General features: G+C 62.1%; 16 protein-coding genes. 4 read left to right on the top strand and 12 right to left on the bottom strand.

Translation table 11 applies throughout. The features are described from left to right. Window positions 1-117: 117 nt before the first annotated feature. Together NKI21_RS07255 and NKI21_RS07250 are read right to left on the bottom strand one after the other, a co-directional pair. A complete protein-coding gene (locus tag NKI21_RS07255; RefSeq protein ID WP_352865058.1) occupies window positions 118-1,494 on the bottom strand; it encodes an FAD-containing oxidoreductase in 1,377 nt (458 codons plus the stop codon). Beyond that, window positions 1,491-1,952: a DUF4126 domain-containing protein gene (locus NKI21_RS07250; protein WP_128303721.1), complete on the bottom strand. Its 462-nt coding sequence runs from the start codon at window positions 1,950-1,952 to the stop codon at window positions 1,491-1,493. Before NKI21_RS07250 ends, NKI21_RS07255 begins: the two co-directional genes overlap by 4 nt. A 141-nt stretch (window positions 1,953-2,093) precedes the next feature. On the opposite strand from NKI21_RS07250, the gene NKI21_RS07245 reads away from it, so the two are divergent. Further along, window positions 2,094-2,651 (top strand): sugar O-acetyltransferase, encoded by a 558-nt coding sequence (locus NKI21_RS07245; protein WP_352440354.1) that lies wholly within the window; start codon window positions 2,094-2,096, stop codon window positions 2,649-2,651. A gap of 5 nt (window positions 2,652-2,656) precedes the next feature. Here the strand turns inward: NKI21_RS07245 and NKI21_RS07240 are convergent, their stop codons facing one another. Beyond that, entirely contained in the window at window positions 2,657-3,652 is a 996-nt protein-coding gene (locus NKI21_RS07240) for a GlxA family transcriptional regulator (protein ID WP_352865054.1), read from the bottom strand. Between the two features lie 127 nt (window positions 3,653-3,779). Here NKI21_RS07240 and NKI21_RS07235 point away from each other — a divergent pair, with 127 nt between their 5' ends. After that, window positions 3,780-4,424, top strand: a complete 645-nt coding sequence (locus NKI21_RS07235; RefSeq protein WP_352440356.1) for a cysteine hydrolase family protein — start codon at window positions 3,780-3,782, stop codon at window positions 4,422-4,424. 69 nt (window positions 4,425-4,493) lie between these two features. Here the strand turns inward: NKI21_RS07235 and NKI21_RS07230 are convergent, their stop codons facing one another. From NKI21_RS07230 to NKI21_RS07195, 8 genes are all read right to left on the bottom strand, one after another. Beyond that, the gene (locus NKI21_RS07230; protein WP_352865052.1) at window positions 4,494-6,173 is read right to left on the bottom strand and encodes a formate--tetrahydrofolate ligase; all 1,680 of its coding nucleotides are present in this window, start codon (window positions 6,171-6,173) and stop codon (window positions 4,494-4,496) included. Window positions 6,174-6,485: 312 nt separating this feature from the next. Continuing rightward, entirely contained in the window at window positions 6,486-7,610 is a 1,125-nt protein-coding gene (locus NKI21_RS07225; protein ID WP_013529949.1) for a DUF2333 family protein, read from the bottom strand. Between the two features lie 206 nt (window positions 7,611-7,816). Then, a complete protein-coding gene (locus tag NKI21_RS07220; RefSeq protein ID WP_352865049.1) occupies window positions 7,817-9,127 on the bottom strand; it encodes a DUF6638 family protein in 1,311 nt (436 codons plus the stop codon). A 195-nt stretch (window positions 9,128-9,322) separates the two neighbouring features. After that, window positions 9,323-11,233, bottom strand: coding sequence for an AAA family ATPase (locus tag NKI21_RS07215; RefSeq protein ID WP_352865046.1), 1,911 nt, complete (start codon window positions 11,231-11,233; stop codon window positions 9,323-9,325). A gap of 24 nt (window positions 11,234-11,257) precedes the next feature. Then, the gene (locus tag NKI21_RS07210; RefSeq protein ID WP_023809869.1) at window positions 11,258-12,403 is read right to left on the bottom strand and encodes a hypothetical protein; all 1,146 of its coding nucleotides are present in this window, start codon (window positions 12,401-12,403) and stop codon (window positions 11,258-11,260) included. Between the two features lie 31 nt (window positions 12,404-12,434). Next, a complete protein-coding gene (locus tag NKI21_RS07205) occupies window positions 12,435-13,523 on the bottom strand; it encodes a hypothetical protein (protein WP_127266549.1) in 1,089 nt (362 codons plus the stop codon). 311 nt (window positions 13,524-13,834) lie between these two features. After that, window positions 13,835-14,224, bottom strand: coding sequence for a c-type cytochrome (locus tag NKI21_RS07200; protein ID WP_352610496.1), 390 nt, complete (start codon window positions 14,222-14,224; stop codon window positions 13,835-13,837). A gap of 114 nt (window positions 14,225-14,338) precedes the next feature. Continuing rightward, window positions 14,339-15,196 (bottom strand): LysR substrate-binding domain-containing protein, encoded by an 858-nt coding sequence (locus tag NKI21_RS07195; protein ID WP_352796125.1) that lies wholly within the window; start codon window positions 15,194-15,196, stop codon window positions 14,339-14,341. 101 nt (window positions 15,197-15,297) lie between these two features. Here NKI21_RS07195 and NKI21_RS07190 point away from each other — a divergent pair, with 101 nt between their 5' ends. Continuing rightward, window positions 15,298-16,194 carry a DMT family transporter gene (locus NKI21_RS07190; RefSeq protein ID WP_128303731.1) on the top strand — a complete coding sequence of 299 codons (897 nt, stop codon included), beginning with the start codon at window positions 15,298-15,300 and terminating at the stop codon, window positions 16,192-16,194. 70 nt (window positions 16,195-16,264) lie between these two features. Here the strand turns inward: NKI21_RS07190 and NKI21_RS07185 are convergent, their stop codons facing one another. Continuing rightward, window positions 16,265-16,876, bottom strand: coding sequence for a thymidine kinase (locus NKI21_RS07185; RefSeq protein ID WP_023809864.1), 612 nt, complete (start codon window positions 16,874-16,876; stop codon window positions 16,265-16,267). Between the two features lie 258 nt (window positions 16,877-17,134). Between NKI21_RS07185 and NKI21_RS07180 the strand changes: the two genes are divergently transcribed. Continuing rightward, on the top strand, window positions 17,135-18,070 hold the full coding sequence (locus NKI21_RS07180; protein WP_023809863.1) for a choline ABC transporter substrate-binding protein: 936 nt from the start codon (window positions 17,135-17,137) through the stop codon (window positions 18,068-18,070). The last annotated feature ends 67 nt before the right edge of the window (window positions 18,071-18,137 follow it).

Genomic DNA, 18,137 nt, shown 5'->3' with positions numbered 1-18,137 from the left:
CAGACTGAATCGGTTCAAATTGAGACTGCGCGAAGGACGCCGCCGTGCGCAAGCGGCATTGCTGCATTGCAGCGATGCAGAAAAGGAAGAGCTTTGAAATGGGTCGCCAACAGGCTGTCAAGCCAGCGGCTTCAGTTCCTGAGCAATGGTGGGCAACAGTTCCGAGACATTCGGGTGGATATGCACGGCACGCGCGAGCGTGTCGACGGGCGCCTTGGCGTACATCAGGTCGAGCACGCAATGGATAACCTCGTCGCCGCCGGGTCCGAGCACCGAGCAGCCGAGGATCTCCCTCGTGCCTGCGTCGACCAGGATCTTCATGAAACCCTGCGTCTCGCCCTTTTCGATAGCGCGGCCGACGCGGGTCATCGGCCGCTGGCCGACCAGCGCGCGACGGCCGGATTTCTTCACCGCGGCCTCGGTCATGCCGCAGCGGCCGAGCGGTGGGTCGATGTAGAGCGCATAGGCTTCGATGCGATCACTGACCTTGCGCGGATCATTGTCCAGCAGGTTGGCGGCGACGATCTCGTAGTCGTTGTAGGAGGTGTGGGTGAAGGCGCCCCTGCCGTTGCAGTCGCCCATCGCCCAGATGCCGGGCACGCTGCTGCGCAACTGGTCGTCTACAGAGACGAAGCCGCGCTTGTCGACCTCCACGCCAGCCCTCTCCAGGCCGAGGTCATCGGTGTTGGGCGTCCGCCCCAGAGCCAGCAGCACGTGAGAGCCGACCACCGGCGGTTTGCCGGCGGAGAAGGTCACGGCAATGTCCTGGCCTTGTCTGGCGAAAGCGATGTCGTCGGCGCCGAGATGGACCGCGATGCCTTCGTTTTCGAGGATCGACAGGATGGCGGCAGAGACGTCCTCGTCCTCGCGGCCGGTCAGGCGTGGGCTCTTTTCGATGACTGTGACCTCCGAGCCGAAGCGGCGGAACATCTGTGCGAATTCGAGCGAGATGTAACTGCCACCGACGACGATGAGATGGCGCGGCAGCACGTCGAGATTCATCATCGAGGAATTGGTCAGATAGTCGATGTCGTGGATGCCGGGCAGGTCTGGGACCGAGGCGCGGCCGCCGGTGTTGAGGAAGATATTTTCGGCGGTCAGCAGATCGTCGCCGACGCGCACCGTGTTGGCGGATTCGAAACGCGCATGGCCGCGATAGAGGGTGCATTTGTCCATGCCGGCAATCCAGGTCTCGAGATTGGTGCGAGCTTCGATCGTCACCTTGTCCTTGCGCGCCTTGATCCTGGCATAGTCGACGCCGACGGGGCCACTGAGCGTCACGCCGTAGTCGGCGGCGCGGCGCGCCAGATGCGCGGCATAGGCGCTGGCGACCATGGTCTTGGTCGGCATGCAGCCGGTGTTGACGCAAGTGCCGCCGACCAGCTTGCGCTCGATCAGCGCCACGCTCCTGCCGGCGGCCGTCAGCCGGCCGGCCAGCGGAGGGCCAGCCTGTCCGGCACCGATGATGATGGCGTCGAAGGTTTTCGTCGTCATGCCACCGCAGCCACGATCAGCAGACCGCCGATGATCGCCACCGCGTCCTCGATGAAGGCGGCGGGCGGATCCTTGCCGAAGGCGGCTGCGAGCCGGCCGCGAGCTTCAGCGCCGCCCAGCGTGCCGATGACAGCGCCGATGGCGCCGGCAATCAAGCCGCCGATGGTGGCGCCGCCTGTCGCGCCGATCACCGCGCCGGTGAAGGCGCCCATGACGATGCGGGCGCCGAATTGCTGCGGCACTTTACGGCTCGGCGTCGACGGCAACTGGTCGGTGACCAGTTCGACGATGGCCAGGATGGTGAAGATGCCGATAGCCGCCCAGTGATTCATGAAGCTCGCCCAGGTGCCGGCAACCGGCAGCCAGCCGAGATAAGCGCCCCAGGCAACGGCAGCCGGCGCCGTCATGGCGCGAAGACCGGCAATGACGCCGATCAGAAGTGCGAGAATGTAAAGCATGGTCGATCCCCCTCGATCACCGGGCCATGACGGCCTTGAGACGACAGGCTACCATAGGTCCAATATTTGGCCAGTACTTGGATCGGCACTTTTCTGTTGGCTGCACTTGTGCTTTGCAATGACGTCAATTGGAGACCCTGCATGGTTGACAGCGAGCGCGCAAAGATGGCGGCCGGCCAATGGTACACGTGCCTCGACGACGAATTGGAGGCCTTGCGCGTCACAGCGCGCGACGCCGTGTTCGAGCATAATTGCCTGCCGCCGCGGCAGCGCGGAAATCTCGGGCCGGGCTTGAAGGCATTGCTCGGCAAAGCCGGCGAGGGCGCCCGCATCGAAGCGCCGTTCCACTGCGCTTACGGTTTCAACATCTTTCTCGGTGACGGCGTCTTTCTCAATGCCGGCTGCACCATCCTCGACACGGCGAGCGTGCGCATCGGCAAGGCAACGCTGCTCGGCCCCAATGTGCAGATCTATTGCGCCGAGCATCACAAGGAGGCCAGTGGGCGGCAGGCGGGACTGGAGATCGCCAGGCCGGTCGAGATCGGCGCCCATGCCTGGATCGGTGGTAGTGCCATCATCCTTGGCGGCGTCAGCATCGGTGACGGCGCCATCGTCGGCGCCGGCGCGGTGGTGACGCGCGACGTGCCCGCCAACACCACGGTGGTCGGCAATCCGGCGCGGGCGATCAAGCGGGACTGAACAGATCAGGACGACAGGACGTAAGTCATGCGCTCGTCCTGATCGGCCCGCCTGGAGAATTCGCGCCGGTATTGCGCCGGCGATGTCTTGAGCTTTGCGGCGAAGTGCTGGCGCAGCGAGGTGGCGCTGCCGAAGCCTGCCTCGAAGGCCACCATGTCCATCGACTTCTCGGTTGCTTCCAGCAGCCGTTGCGCCAGTTCGATCCGTTGGCTGGTCAGCCATTCGCCGAAACTGGTGCCGATCGATTTCTGGAAGCGGCGGGTGAAGGTGCGCCTTGTCAGGCCGGCGGCCTCGGCGACGCTGTCCAGGCTATGCGTCTCGCCAAGCATCGCGCGGACCGCATCGAGGGCCTGGGCGAAGCGGTCGGCGTCCGCGCTTCTTGCCACCGGATGCTCGATGAATTGCGCCTGACCGCCCTGCCGATGCGGGGAAAGCACGATCTGGCGGGCGAGCCGGAGTGCGGCTTCCGCGCCATAGCGGGCGCGCACGATGTGCAGGCAGCAATCGAGGCCGGCGGCGACGCCGGCCGAGGTCACGACATCGCCATTGTCGACATAGAGCACCGAGGCATCGACAGCGATGTCGGGATGGAGTGTTTGCAACTGTTCCGAATAGGCCCAGTGCGTGGCGGCACGGCGGCCCGAAAGCAGCCCGGCCGCGGCGATGGCGAAGGTTCCCAGGCACAGACCGACGATCAAGGCGCCGCGCCCGTGCGCTCTGCGTAGTGTCTCCATCAGCAGCGGCGACGCCGGTTCGCCCAGATGATGCCAGCTCGGGATGATGACGATGTCGGCGCCGTCGAACCCTTCAAGCCCATGCGGCGCGGCAATTGTCAGTCCGGCTTCGGTGTGGATCGGGCCGGCCTTGACCGCGCAGATGCGGAAGTCGAAGCGCGGCAGGCCAAGCGCCGTCCTGTCCTCGCCGAACACCAGGCACGGCACGGAAAGATGGAACAGGCTGATGCCGTCGAAGGCGAGGACGGCAATGATCGGGTCGGTCATGGGTGCTTCCGGTGGGTGAAGGCGGATTGTCCCAATTCTTTCGAATGATGTCAATCGGGCCACTTTCGACTGTCTGGCAACCCGCCTATTTTCCACCCATCGCATTCAAGCCGGAAGGGAAAACACCATGTCTAACCCAGCCAACACCACGCCGCGCCGGGCGCTGATCGTCGTCGATGTGCAGAACGACTATGATGGCGGCAATCTCGCCATCCAGCATCCCCCATTCCGCGACAGCGTCATCCATGTGGCGCAGGCGATGGACGCGGCGACTGCTGCCGGCATCAAGGTCGTGGTCGTCAAGCAGATGGCGCCCGAGACATCGCCGATCTTCGCCAGGGGCAGTCACGGCGGCGAACTGCATCCCGAGATCGCCAGGCGCAGTCGCGACCATTATGTCGAAAAGAACCTGCCCTCCGCCTTCACCGGCACCGATCTGGAAGACTGGCTGCGCGCCAATGCCATCGATACGATCACGGTGGTCGGCTACATGACGCATAATTGCGACCTGTCGACCATCATCCACGCCGTGCATATGGGCTTTGCCGTCGAGTTCCTGTCGGATGCGACCGGCTCGGTGCCTTACGCCAACAGCGCCGGCTACGCCTCGGCCGAGGAGATCCACCGCGTGGTGACAATCATCCTGCAGTCGCGCTTCGCGGCGGTACTCAAGACCGCCGAATGGGTCGAGTGCCTGAAGACAGGCGTGCTGCCGGAGCGCGACACCATCTTCGGCTCCAACCAGCGGGCGCTGTCACGCAACGCCGCGTAGGACTTGTCCGGAAAACAGAAAGGGCCCCGCAGGGCGGCGGCGCCCTTCGCTTTTTGGGACTGAAGGATTTTAGAACAGGCCTTCGATCTGGCCCATCTCGTTGAGGAATATCTTTTCCGAGGACGGTGCCCTGGGCAGGCCGGGCATGGTCATGACCTCGCCGCAGATGATGACGACGAAGCCGGCACCGGCCGAAAGCCTGACCTCGCGCACCGGCACGGTGTGGCCGGTCGGCGCGCCGCGCAGGTTCGGGTCGGTCGAGAACGAGTACTGGGTCTTGGCCATGCAGACCGGCAGGTGGCCGTAGCCGGCGTCTTCCCAGGCCTTGAGCTGGTCGCGCACCGACTTGTCGGCAATCGCCTCCGAGCCGCGATATATACGCTGGACGATGGTGTTGATCTTCTCGAACAGCGGCATGGCATCGGGATAGAGCGGCGCGAACTGCGAAGCGCCGGATTCGGCCAGCGCAACCACCTTATTGGCGAGGTCCTCGATGCCGGCCGAGCCGTGGGCCCAGTGCTTGCACAGGATCGCTTCCTCACCCATCGAAGCGACATAGTCCTTCATCGCCTGGATCTCGGCATCGGTGTCGGAATAGAAATGGTTGATGGCAACCACCGCCGGCACGCCGAACTGCCTGATGTTCTCGATGTGGCGGCCAAGGTTGGCGCAACCCTTCTTCACCGCTTCGACGTTTTCCTTGCCGAGGTCTTCCTTCTTGACGCCGCCATTCATCTTCATGGCGCGCACGGTGGCGACGATGACGGCCGCCGCCGGCTTCAGGCCCGCCTTGCGGCACTTGATGTCGAAGAACTTTTCCGCGCCAAGGTCGGCGCCGAAGCCGGCTTCGGTGACGACATAGTCGGCGAGCTTGAGCGCCGTCGTGGTGGCGACGACCGAGTTGCAGCCATGCGCGATGTTGGCGAACGGGCCGCCATGCACGAAGGCAGGGTTGTTCTCCAGCGTCTGCACCAGGTTGGGCTGCATGGCGTCCTTCAGGAGCACGGCCATGGCGCCGTCGGCCTTGAGGTCGCGGGCATAGACCGCCGACTTGTCGCGGCGGTAGGCGACGATGATGTCGCCGAGGCGCTTTTCCAAATCCTTCAGGTCGGTCGACAGGCAGAGGATCGCCATGACTTCCGAGGCGACGGTGATGTCGAAGCCGCCCTCGCGCGGGAAGCCGTTGGCGACGCCGCCGAGCGAGCAGATGATTTCGCGCAGCGCCCGGTCGTTCATGTCCATGACGCGGCGCCAGACGACGCGGCGGGTGTCGATGCCGAGCTCATTGCCCCAGTAGATGTGGTTGTCGATCAGCGCCGAAAGCAGGTTGTGCGCCGTGGTGATGGCATGGAAGTCGCCGGTGAAGTGGAGGTTCATGTCCTCCATCGGCACGACTTGCGCATAGCCGCCGCCGGCGGCACCGCCCTTGACGCCGAAGTTCGGGCCCAGCGAGGCCTCGCGGATGCAGATGATCGCCTTCTTGCCGATGCGGTTCAGGCCGTCGCCGAGACCGACCGTGGTCGTGGTCTTGCCTTCGCCGGCCGGCGTCGGGTTGATGGCGGTGACGAGGATCAGCTTACCGTCCTTGTTGCCCTTCACCGATTTGATGAATTCAGCTGAGATCTTGGCCTTGTCGTGGCCATAGGGCAGCAAATGTTCGGTCGGGATACCGATCTTCTGGCCGATCTCCTGGATCTGCTTTTTCCTGGCGCCGCGCGCGATCTCGATGTCGGACTTCACTTCGGCCATGACGGCTTTCCTCTGGATTGGACGATGGAGGGGACGGGTTGATCTTACTCGCAGGCAGGTTGGACCCGGGCGCGGGCATGTTCTAACCCTGTCGCTGCCGCGGCGTCAACTTTCATGCAACTATGTTTCCTATAGAGAAAATTCCTCTGCGGACCGGCCGACCTGTCATCGGTTCTTCCTGGCTCCGTTGCCGCGCCGTATAGAAGCCAGAGGACACGCCGCGCCGCCGTCTCAAAACAGCCGCACAATGCACGGAATGCGACAGAGGCGACGGCGCAAATTCGCCATCGCCTGGTCCCTAATGGAACAGCGCTACTGCGTCAGAACGTTGCTGATTTCGACCATGTTGGAGCGCACCCTGAGCACATAGAAGCCCATCGTCGTCAGATGCGTCGGCAACAGCCAGCCATCCTCGCGGCCATTGGCGATGATGAAAGGCTGGATCTTCAGCGCCGAAACGAACTGCGAGTCCATTGTGTCCCACAGGTTCTGCAGATGCTTTTCCTTGATGACGTCCTCGAAGTCGGCCTGGGCTCCCTTCATCAGGCCGTAATAGCCGTAGAGCTGGCCATAGGCGAACCAGTAGCGGTCGTCCGCGCGGAAGTCGAACCAGCCATTGTTGTGGTTCTCGGCGCGTTCCTTGAGGATCGCCGAGGTCGAGCCGATGTCGGACGAGATGCGGTCGATATACTGTTTCAGATTGTCGGCGCGGGCGTCGAATGTCGCCTGGCAGGTGGCAAGGCGAGCGTTGAAGGAACGCAGCATGCGCACAGCGTCGCGATAGTAGCTCGGTGTCGGCGTCTTGGGGCCGAACGGGTTCAGGCCGAAATACCAGGTCTCCTCGTCGAACTGCAGGTTGCCGCGGGCATTCTGCAGATCGCTGTCGATCTGCGAGGTGGTGCGAACGCGGCCGAGATTGTCAGCGAGTTCGGTCGCGGTGCGCCGCACCGCCTGGTTGATGCCGCGCTGGAAGGAGGCCTTGTTGTCCATCCACGGCGTGTTGTCCCAGTCGATGCCGAACAGGCCAAGCTTGTAGAGGATCATCGACGAGATCCAGGCATTCTGGTTGACGTTGAAGTCGGTCAGGTCGGCGGCGATCTGGGCAATGCCGGAGTTGCCGCAGGTCTTGGCGGTGTCGGTGCCGGCGCCGGCGGAGACCTGTTCGCCGGCGGAGACATTGCGCTTCTCGAACGTGTAGGTGTCGGGATAGTTCGGGTTGAAATTGTTCCACCATTGGGTGGCGTAGAAGAAATTGGCGTAGAGGCCGATCAGCACCAGCAGGGCGAGGCCGACCGCCGCCTTGAGGATCCAGCCGCGCTGCGTGTACCAGCGCCCGGCCCACAGGAACGGCCACAGGATGACGCCGATCAACAGGCCGATGCCGCGGCCAATCCACTGGAAAATGCGGGTGAAGAAATTCACGATCGGATCGAGCATGGCTGTGTCACCCCCTCAAAGCATGACGCCAAAAAGTTGCAGGCTTTTTGGATAACATCATGCGCCAAAACAAGAAGTTAGAACGACATAACGATTCATTTCGTTCTAAAGCGCGTCGCGTCGAACGGATTCATGCGACGCGCTTTAGGTCTTTGGTCTATGCATGTCGTTCTCCCAAAACCGAGGTCACTTTTGGGCGACATGCATTAGTCAGTCAGGCCGTAGAGGCGTGTGCGAAACGCCACCTTGTCCTTCAAATATGTGGTTTTGAGAACGTCCACAACATGCGATCGCCACGCGTCGCTGAAGCCGCCATAGTCCTCATAAAAGCCGTCCTTGTTGAAGATGTAGCGCGAGACGAAGTCCGACGGTACGAAATCCGAGATCAGCCGGTTGGTCAGCCAGGTGTCGGGGTGGTCAGGCTTGGCGCGGATGACAAGGAAACGTTGCTGCGGGAAGACATCCTCGATCTTGAGGTGGCCGAGTTGGGCGATCTCGCGCTTGGCGGCGTTGAGGAACGGAAAATTGCCGTCTCTGGTGATCAGGTCGGCATGGCTCTGGATCCAGGTCTGCAGCCAGACCTTGTCGACATAGGTCAAATTGCGGTTCGGCTCGGCATCGCGGATCAGCGCGCGCACCACCATCTCGGCGCGGTGCTCGAGATAGCCCGAGGTCTCCACCCAGGAGGCACGCGGCAGCTCGATGCGGCCGGTGGTGGCGAGGAACTTGAACACCTTGTCGGCGTCGTTGATGGAGAGATAGCTGACCTGCCACGGCCGCGAGCGGCGGAAACCGGGGGCGGCCGGATCGCTGATCACCGTCGTTATATCCGGATCGACGAACACGTAGAGGCCGCCGAAGTGGCTGGTCCAGTAGGCGTTGTGGCGGAAGATCACCTGGTCGGGCACCAGCGCGTTCTCGCGGATGTCGCCGCAGATTTTGGCGAGCTCCACCATGCGGTTCAGCATGGCGCTGTCGCGCCAGGCATCGGGCTCCTGCTTCAGCCGGTCCACGAGCTTGCCGAGTTCGGCGGCCTTGCCCAGCACATCCTCGGCCGACAGCACCTTGAATTCGACCTGGCTGATCGACAGCAAATCCTCGATGTCGTTGACCTTGGGAATGGAATCCTCGATCTCGCCGTAGATGACGTCCTTGATCGTCAGCGCATCGATGGCGCGCCGGTTCCTGGACATGAACTCGAACATGAGTTGCGAGGTGTTGGAGAAGGCGGTGTGCACCACCGGCAGGTCGATCTGCGACGGCGTCAGGATGATGAAACGGCGGTTGACCTCGTTGGGATCGAGATAGTCATAATCGTCACATTCCTCGGCCACTTCCGGCGAGAAGCCGGTGCGGTCGATCTGGAAGCTCTTCAGTTTCGTCGGCTTCAAGCCGAACGCGGCGAGCGCTTTGTTGTAGCGCTGGATCAGATGCGGCTCGTCGACCGTCAGCAACCGGCCGTAGATCAGCTCATTGTCGCGCAGAAGATCGGGCTTCTTGGTAGGTTTGGCGGTCAAGGTGCATCGCTCCCTAGGAGCGTGCCAGCACCCCCCTCTGGCCTGCCGGCCATCTCCCCCTCAAGGGGTGAGATTGGCAGCGTCGTCCATGCTGCTTTTCCAGATAGGTCGAAGATTGGCGAAAGCGATGATGGAAGTCGATCTCCCCCTTTGAGGGGGAGATGGCCGGCAGGCCAGAGGGGGGTAGGCGCGCACTCACGCATTCCACAGCCCCTTCTTCTTCATCTCCTCCATCTCGCGCGCGGCCCGTTCGCGCAGGCGGGCGTCGCGCAGCAGCTTTTGTACGGCGGAGTCGTCGGACTTGTCGGAATAGCGGAACTCCGAGTCGGCGTAGCGGTTGATCTCCTGCATGACCATGTCCATCGAAAACGGTCCGCGCAGTTCCTCGATCATCGCTTTCTTCTCGTTATAACCCTTGTGCATGAAGACTTCCGGCTTCTCGAACCAGTCGTCGGGAAGCTCGATGTCCATGGCGCGCATCTTGATGGCGTCGGTGACGTTCTTGATGGCGCGGCCGGTGAAGCGGGGCTCGGCATCCTTGATCAGGTGCAGATAGGTGCCGATGTCGGCCATCGTTTTCGGCGCGCCGTTCTCCTTCATGTAGCGCTCGTAGACCTTCATCAGCCCGTCTTCTTGCGGCCTCTCGTGCTCCTCATAGGCTTCGGTCACGGCGCGCTGGATTTCCTGCGCGGCGTAGAGATCGTGGTCGCCGAGCGGGATCTTGTGGTTTTTTCCCGCCAGCAGGACAAAAATGTCGATGTAGTCGTCGCGGCTCTGCGGCCCGTCGACCAGCCAGCGGGCGCCGGCGCGCTGACGCAGCGCGTCGTCGACATTTTCGGGGTAGTTGGAGAACATGCCGAACGAGCAGTTGCCGCGCACCACGGTGGCGGCACCGGCGAAGGCATCCATCAACACGCCGGTGATTTCCTGCTGGCCGGCCGAGGCGCGGTCGTCTGAGCGGCGCGCCGCCACCTGGTCGATGTCGTCGATGGTGCCTAATCCGATGACGCGCGGGTTCAAGACATTGTTGATGAACTGGCGGCAGTTCTGGCCTGATTTGCCCTGATAGGACGAGATCTGGTCGACGCCGAAATTCTCGTAGGCGAAGGGATAGCCGGCGACCTGGCAATAGCCGTTGACGAGGCCGGCGATCATCTGGATCAGGGTCGTCTTGCCGGTGCCGGGGGCGCCGTCGCCGATGAAGGTGAACAGGAAGCCGCCGAGTTCGACGAACGGATTGAGTTCGCGCTCGAAGTCGTAGGCCATCAGCATCTTGGCGAGCTTGACCGACTGGTATTTGGCGATGTGATTGCCGACGACCTCTTCCGGCTTCTTGAATGTCATCACCAGCGGTTTTGAACGCTTGCCCGGCGCGACGTCGAAACCATCGAGGGTGAAATCGTCGGCATCGATACGGATATGCGCGTTCTCGAACGGGCCGATGCCGTCGAAGCGGCCCTTGCGGGCCAGAAGCCCGTCGATGGCGACGCGGGCGAAGGCACGCGCCCTTGTCATCAGGTCGGCGTCGTCGGACGATCCCGAGATCGCCTTGTCGAGGCCGGCCAGGATCGACTTCACCGCATCCTGCGGCGTGTCGAACAGGAAGTCCGGTTCGGGACTATCGTTGGGCGCCTCGCCGTCGCTGTCGATCAGCTGGAACAGGTAGGAGGCGAGGCTGAAGGCCGAAATGTAAGCCGAGGCCGACAGAAGCTTCTTGAAGGTAGACGCCTCGTCGCCTTCGAGCGGCGCGCGGGTGTTCTTGGCCTGCAGGCTTTCAAGGTCCGAGCCCTCGGCAAAGACGTCCGATATTGCCAGCGCGATCGCCGTGCCGCGCCGGGCGCGAAACAGGAGCGTGTGCTGCGGGATGGTCAGCAGCTGATCATCGGGATGAACGGCGCCGACGGTCTTCGACAGCTCGACCTCGCGCGTGCGGCGCACCGAACCGACCGAGACGGTCGAGACGAAGCGGCGGTTGGTGCCGGCAAGCGCTGTGCCGGAGGAGCTAGACGGGTCCTCCAGCACGACGACGCGGGTGATGAAGCTCTGCGCGGTAGCGCGGTGCTTCTCGATGGCGGCTTCCGGGATGGTGGTCAGGCCGGTATCCATGAAGGGTGCTCCGTGGTGTGACGGTCAGACGTCCGAGATGACCTGTCCGTTGGACAGGATGTGAACCTTGTAGCCGGCAAAGACCTTTTGCGCCTCGCCGGCGGCGTAGAGCGCCTGATAGGCCTCGTGCGGGATCAGCGCGTGGTTTTCATAGCTCGACACGCCCTGGCGCGCGGCTTCCAGATCGTCGGTGTTGATGAAGAATTCCTGCGTCGTCTTTTCGCTGGAAAACAGGCCCTTGCGGCCGGGCTTTTCGGCCTTGGAATAGACCTCCTGGATGGTCCAGGTCAAAAGCCAGGCATTTTCGGGCTTGCGCACCTTGGCCAAAACCTCGGTCACCGTCGAATTGTTGTCGGTGATGCCAGCCGAATAGAACGGGCCGAGCACAACGCGGCGCAGCTGCTTGGGGTGCAGCGGCTCGAAATCCTTGTCGAGATTGACCGCGATGGTCGCCGGCGACAGCGTGTAGGCGGAGTTCTTCTCGGTGAAATCGTCGAAACGGTGGGCAAGCTCGGGATTGAGCAGGCCATCGACCGGCAGCGGAATGTCAATCGTCTCGTTCAGCTTGCCGTTTCTATCGACAAGCTGGCGAATCATCGTTTCGGACGAATCCTCCACCGTCACCATGTAGACTAGCGGCAGGTTGGCGCTGCCGTCGAACGTCGCCCAGTGGACGAGATAATAAGGCCGCCCCGTCTTCGGATTGACCGAGACCTTGGCCGTTTGCGCCAAGGTGAACGGGCCGAACGTGTTCTCGCTTTTCACGTCCTCGAGATAAAGCCGCTCGGCTATCGACTTCTGCAGCGCCGCGGGGAATTCCTTGTGGCGCAGGATGAAGTCGGCCATTTCCTCGCGCAACTCGCCGGCGAGCGGAATGTTGGCAAGCCGCGCGTCGGCCTGGCGTCGGTCGTTTTCCAGTTCGAGCAGGTTCTGGAACACCGGAAATCCGCTTTCGGCGCGCGAAATGCGGAATGTGTCCATGAAGCCGAGCCGGTTGCGCCAGCAGGAAAACGACTTGTCGAGCCTGGCGATGTGTTCGGCGACGATCTTGGCGACGATGCCATGCCGGTAGAGCGGCGAGCGATCGTCGCGCATGAACACTTCAAGGCCGCTGAGTGCGGCCGTGATGGCGGAAAAATACCGTGCCGCCGCTTCGTTTTCGGGGGTCATGCCTGTGCGCTCGCGGGCAGTCCTGTCACTCCTAAGACTGCACGTAGTTCGCCGAATTGTGCTTCTTCAGCACCTCGTCGAAGCGGCGGGCAAAGGCATCGTCGGCCAGCTTCTTGCGGCGCTGGATGTCAGCGGTAGCGACCATGTTCTTCTCGTGCATCTCAAGCAGGTCACCGATGTGCTTTTGCGAAGCAGCCCCGATGCCGGCCATGGTTTCCTCGGCGGTGTTGTCGACCTGGCTGCCCAGCGTGTTGATCTTGTGGGCGACGTCCTGCTGAGCTGCGGTCTTCAGCGAATCTTCCAGCGCCTTGTAGAGCACGATGCGCTGCTCGGTATCGATGGTCAGCTTGTTGATCAGCGTCGATTGCGCCGCGATCTGGTTGTTGAGCGAATCGACGAAGGTCTGGAACATCGAGGTGTAGCGCTCGAGCGTCTGGCTCTCGGCCAGCAGCTCCTGCTCCTTGGCCTGCTTTTCGTTGTATTCCGTCGCCAGCTTGGAGCGTTCGCCTTCGAGCTGCGTGCGATCCTTCTGGCTGGTCGAAGCGGCGATCTTGTTTTCGATGTCGAGCAGCATCGGGTTGAGCTCCTCGATGCGCTTCTGCACGGCTTCGAGGTTGGTCATGGTGGTCTTGCGGCGCTCGATCACCTGCGACAGGCTGGTTTCCGAGGTCTTGTAGCGTTGGTCGAGGACCTCTTTCTGCGCCTTCAATATGCCGACGATGGTGTCGGATTTGACCAGCAGTTCCTGCAGATTGCCGGCCAGCGACATGTTGCGGACGCGGTCGGTGCGCATGCGCTGCTTGCTCTGGCTGGAGAAGATGCCGATGAATTTTTCCCAGCCGGTGTAGTTCTTCATGCTCTCGAACTCGGCGCCGAAGACGTTGGTGGCGTCCTCCAGCCCGATGATCAGGTCGGCAATGTTGCCTTCCATCACCTTCTGCTGCTTCAGCACATCCTCGATGCGGGCGTTCTCGAGGTCGAAATTTGCGTCGCCGATCTTCTTGTCTGATGTGGCAAGCGTATCAAGCATGGTGCCGGATTGCTCGATCTTGGAGCGCATGTCCTGCACGACCTGCTTGGTCTTGGCAATTTCGGCGTCGAAATTCTGCAATGTCGCCATTGGGGCCTCCCGCTTCGGCATGACGTCGCTGGTCGCGAACAGCGGCGAATATATGTGGGGCATCAGGGGATTGAAAGACGTGAAGATAAGGGCGGCGTGAAAACAAAAAAATTCGTCAGGGTCTTGAAAACCAGTGAAGGCGTGGGCTTAGCGTGATTAGCTTGCCGACCAGCCATAGTTCAGCTGTCATTGAACTTTCATGCGGCAAGGCGAAGGCGCACGGATGCCTTTGTATTGGGCAAACCACCGAAGCAATCGCGGCCGCGATATGCGAGGAGAAAGCCGGCTTTACAGAGCTGACGAACAGCGGATCAGGGCTTGGGATCGGCCTTCAGATAGGCAATGACATTGGCGATGTCGTCGTCTTTGGCCAGGCCGGCAAACGCCATCTTGTTGCCGGGCACTTTCAGCTTGGGTGCTCTGAGATACTCGGCGAGATTGGCTTCATCCCAGACCAGGCCGGCGGCGCCGGCACTCTTCATCGCCTCGGAATAGCGGCCAAGAAAACTCTCCGCACTTCCGGCGGTGCGACCAACGACGCCCAGCAGATGCGGACCGACCTTGTCGCGGTCGGTGGCTGCTTCATGGCAGGCCATGCACCGGTTGAAGGCCTTCTTGCCCAGGGCCGGGTCGCCGCCGGCATGGGCCACAAGCGAGCTGGCAAGGAGAAGGATGCTGGCGGACGAAGCGGCTCGAAACATGCTGCCCCCGGAGAGTTCTGGCTGGCGGCCTTATAGTACCGAGGCTTTAACAAACGCTGCATCGCGGAAACAAACGCTGCATCGCGGCGGGATTGCGGAAGACAGGCCCGCGAGTCAGGCCTGTTGTGCCAGATCGCGGCGCAGGAAATCATTCAGCCGCTCGACCGCCTGGGTCGTCGACAGCGGGTTGCGAAGGATGCCGATTTCGAGGTCCGGCAGCACCGGAAGCCCTTCATTGCCGCCGACGATGCGCAGCGACGGCGGTACGCTGCGCAGGGCGAGGCCAGCCACCGCGAGCCCGGCCTGGACGACGGCGATCAGGCCAAGCAGAGAGGCGCTTGAATAGGTACAGCGATAGGAGCGGTCGGCATCGCCAAGCGCCTGCAGAACATTCATCCTGGCGGCGCAGCCCGGTTCGAACAAGGCGACCGGAAGCGGATCGGTCTCCCAGGCGACATGGTTTGATGAGGCGACCCAGACGAAGCGTTCCAGCCGGATCACCTCAAGCGGCTGCTCCGGCAAGCGGGTGATGATCGCCAGATCCAGCCGCCCCTCCGCCAGCGTCTTCACCAGCGCGGTCGACTGTTCGCAGATCAACTCCACCGTCACCAGGGGATGCTCCGCCGCGAAGCGTGAGAGCACGGGCGGCAGGAGGAAGGCGGCATAATCGTCGGGCACCCCCAAGCGGGCGCTGCCTGTTTCCTTGGGCCGGGTGACACTTGCCCAGGCTTCATCCGACAGTTTCAGCAACCGGCGCGCATAGATCAGGAAATCCTCGCCGATCGCATTGGGAGTGACGGTTCTGGGACCACGCACCAGAAGCTGGTTGCCGACCATCTCCTCCAGCCGCTGCATCTGCATGCTGACCGCCGACTGGCTGCGGCCGACCCTGGGTGCTGCATTGGAAAGGCTGCCGCTCTCGACGACGGCGACAAAGGTTTTCAGCAGATTGAGATCGAGTGGCGCGGCCATGGTGCTATCAGTATATCGAATAGGTCATCACAAATCTATTCGCTTGTTTGAAGGTGGCGCCAGTGACCAGATGGTTGCTGGGATCGCTGGGAAACCACCACATGACGGACGCCTCGACAGCCCGCTTTCCGGCCGCGAGCCTTGCTCTGGCAATGGTGATCGCCGGTACGGTCGGCGCCTTCGCCACGGAATCGGGGCTGCATCCCGTCGCCGTCGTCTTCTGGCGATGTGTGTTCGGCGCGATATTCCTTTTCTTATGGTGCCTGTTGCGCGGCTATCTGCCGGATCGGACGCTGTCGCCGTCTCGGCTTGCCCTTGCAGCACTTGCCGGCGTCTGCATGGTGCTGAGCTGGACGGCCTTCTTCGCCGGCTTCGCCATGACATCGATCGCCACGACGACGATTATCTACCATATCCAGCCGTTCTTCGTGGTCCTGATCGGTGTCGTCTTCCTCAAGGAGCGCATCTCGCTCGACCAACTGCTGTGGATGCTCGGTGCGTTTCTCGGCGTCGTGCTGGCCAGCGGCCTCGTCTTCGCGCACGGCCACGACGATGCCAACTGGGCGCCGGGCATTGCGCTGACGCTGGGCGGCGCAATGCTCTACGCCGTTACAACGATCCTCGCCAAGGGCCTTGGTCAGCAGCGCGCCGAAATTACGGTACTCTGCCAAACACTGGTTGGGGTCGTCATGCTCGCCCCGTTCGCCGGCATCGGCCAACATATTGCGCCTGCGTCATGGGGCTGGCTGCTCGGCATCGGCGTGCTGCACACTGGCATCGCCTACGTGTTGATGAATTCGGCCTTTCCGCGCCTGACGACACCGGTGATCGGCGTCATCACCTTCATCTATCCCGTCGTCGCCATCATCGTCGACTGGGCGATCTATGGGCATCCGCTCGGACCGGCGCAGGCTGCCGGCATGGCGCTGATTGCAGTGGCGACGCTGGGTGTGCGGCTGGGTTGGCGGTTTCCGAAGTGGCGTGTCTCGACCGTATGAGCCCGGTGCAATTCCAAGAAAAGCACATAGCGCTCCCCCTGGGAACTGCTCCAAAAACCAAGAGACAGAGTCAGCCCTTGATAAAGCCGATGAAGTCGTCGGGCGCGGCGCGGCCCATTTCTTCTTCCCAATGACGGCGGCAGAGCGAGACATAGACGTCCTTGCCGATCGCCACCTGCTCGCCCAGGCGCGCCACTTTGCCATCGGGGCCGAGGCGCACGACCATCGTCGCCTTGCGGCCGCAGCGGCAGATTGTACGCACTTCGCGCAAATCGTCGGCGATGGCCAGCAGCGCGCGCGAGCCGGAAAACAGCTTGCCCTGGAAATCGGTGCGCAGGCCGTAGCACATGACCGGGATATTCAGCCGGTCGGCGATGCGGGCGAGCTGCCAGACCTGCTCCTCCTCGAGGAACTGCGCCTCGTCGACGAAGACGCAATGCACTGACGTATGCGCGTGATGATCGGCGACGCGGGTGAACAGATCGTCGCCATCGCGGAACATCTCGGCTTCCGTCTCCAGGCCGATGCGCGACGAGATCAGGCCGGTGTCGCCCTTGCGGTAGTGGCCGGCGACGAACAGCATCGTGCCCATGCCGCGCTCGCGATAATTGTAAGAGGCCTGCAAGAGCATCGTCGTCTTGCCGGCGTTCATAGTCGCGTAGTGGAAGTAAAGCTTGGCCATGCCGCTCTTTTAAGCCGACTTGCCCTGATACGGGGAGGGGCGGTCGCCCGCATTCCCCTGAAAAAGCCCGCCCGTCTTCGAAAAAACCGTCCGGCATGGCAAAAGCGCCTGATGTGTCGCTGATTGGCCAGCCCGCGCCGTTGATCGTGATTGTCTTAATGCTTGAAACCACACCAGAATGGTGTTTGGCTGACGAAACAAGGCGGGCATAGAAACCGTAGCTACGCTTCGCCAAAGAATCACAATGGGAGACTGTCTATGTCGCGTATGAACTCTTTCGTCGCCGGCCTCGGCCTGGCGGCTTTTTTGTCCACCAGCGCTGCCTTTGCCGGCGATCCGGCGAGCTGCAAGGCGGTGCGTCTTTCCGATGTCGGCTGGACCGACATCCAGGCGACGACCGGCGTCGCATCGGTACTGCTCACCGCGCTCGGCTACGAACCGCAGACGATCCAGCTGTCGGTGCCGGTGACCATGGCGTCGCTGAAGAACAAGGATCTTGATGTCTTCCTCGGCAACTGGATGCCGTCGATGACCAACGACATCAAGGACTACACCGCCGACGGTTCGGTCGAGACCATCAGCGAAAACCTCAGTGGCGCCGGCTACGGTATCGTCGTGCCGACCTATGTCGCGGACGCCGGCGTCAAGACGCTGACCGACCTCGGCAAGTTCAAGGACAAGTTCGACGGCAAGATCTACGGCATCGAGGCCGGCAATGATGGTAACCGCATCATCCTCGACATGATCAAGAACCCGAAGGACAATCTCGAAGGCTTCGAGCTGGTCGAATCCTCGGAGGCTGGCATGCTCACGCAGGCCGAGCAGTCGATCAAGAGCAATGAGTGGATCGCGTTCCTCGGTTGGACGCCGCATCCGGTGATGGGTGCCATGAAGATCACCTATCTCGATGGCATGGGCGACAGCGGCTTTGGCGCAGCCACCGTGCATACCAATGTGCGCAAGGGTTACACCACCGAGTGCCCGAATGCCGGAAAATTCATCGCCAACCTGAAGTTCAATCTCGACATGGAAGGCGAGATAATGGACGCGATCCTCAAGGGCGCCGATGCCAATACGGCTGCGACCGACTGGCTCAAGAAGCATCCGGACGCGGTTGCTCCATGGATTGCCGGCGTGACCACTTTCGATGGCGGCGACGCGGCTGCAGCCGTGAAGACTGCGCTCGGAAGCTGAGCAGGTCTTGCGTTCGGCGTGACCGATCAAGAAGGGCAGTCACTTTAGAAGGGGCTGCCCTTTTTCA

It is taken from the genome of Mesorhizobium sp. M0715, assembly GCF_040320355.1.
In the GTDB taxonomy this organism is placed as follows: domain Bacteria; phylum Pseudomonadota; class Alphaproteobacteria; order Rhizobiales; family Rhizobiaceae; genus Mesorhizobium.
This window is presented reverse-complemented; position numbering and strand designations above follow the sequence as displayed.

Excerpts from the sequence above, each read along its gene's own strand:
- NKI21_RS07250 (WP_128303721.1), bottom strand. The coding sequence starts at position 1,952 with ATGCTTTACATTCTCGCACTTCTGATCGGCGTCATTGCCGGTCTTCGC.
- NKI21_RS07185 (WP_023809864.1), bottom strand. The coding sequence starts at position 16,876 with ATGGCCAAGCTTTACTTCCACTACGCGACTATGAACGCCGGCAAGACG.
- NKI21_RS07215 (WP_352865046.1), bottom strand. The coding sequence starts at position 11,233 with ATGGATACCGGCCTGACCACCATCCCGGAAGCCGCCATCGAGAAGCAC.
- NKI21_RS07195 (WP_352796125.1), bottom strand. The coding sequence starts at position 15,196 with ATGGCCGCGCCACTCGATCTCAATCTGCTGAAAACCTTTGTCGCCGTC.
- NKI21_RS07235 (WP_352440356.1), top strand. The coding sequence starts at position 3,780 with ATGTCTAACCCAGCCAACACCACGCCGCGCCGGGCGCTGATCGTCGTC.
- NKI21_RS07205 (WP_127266549.1), bottom strand. The coding sequence starts at position 13,523 with ATGGCGACATTGCAGAATTTCGACGCCGAAATTGCCAAGACCAAGCAG.
- NKI21_RS07180 (WP_023809863.1), top strand. The coding sequence starts at position 17,135 with ATGTCGCGTATGAACTCTTTCGTCGCCGGCCTCGGCCTGGCGGCTTTT.
- NKI21_RS07230 (WP_352865052.1), bottom strand. The coding sequence starts at position 6,173 with ATGGCCGAAGTGAAGTCCGACATCGAGATCGCGCGCGGCGCCAGGAAA.
- NKI21_RS07190 (WP_128303731.1), top strand. The coding sequence starts at position 15,298 with ATGACGGACGCCTCGACAGCCCGCTTTCCGGCCGCGAGCCTTGCTCTG.
- NKI21_RS07200 (WP_352610496.1), bottom strand. The coding sequence starts at position 14,224 with ATGTTTCGAGCCGCTTCGTCCGCCAGCATCCTTCTCCTTGCCAGCTCG.
- NKI21_RS07245 (WP_352440354.1), top strand. The coding sequence starts at position 2,094 with ATGGTTGACAGCGAGCGCGCAAAGATGGCGGCCGGCCAATGGTACACG.
- NKI21_RS07225 (WP_013529949.1), bottom strand. The coding sequence starts at position 7,610 with ATGCTCGATCCGATCGTGAATTTCTTCACCCGCATTTTCCAGTGGATT.
- NKI21_RS07210 (WP_023809869.1), bottom strand. The coding sequence starts at position 12,403 with ATGACCCCCGAAAACGAAGCGGCGGCACGGTATTTTTCCGCCATCACG.
- NKI21_RS07240 (WP_352865054.1), bottom strand. The coding sequence starts at position 3,652 with ATGACCGACCCGATCATTGCCGTCCTCGCCTTCGACGGCATCAGCCTG.
- NKI21_RS07255 (WP_352865058.1), bottom strand. The coding sequence starts at position 1,494 with ATGACGACGAAAACCTTCGACGCCATCATCATCGGTGCCGGACAGGCT.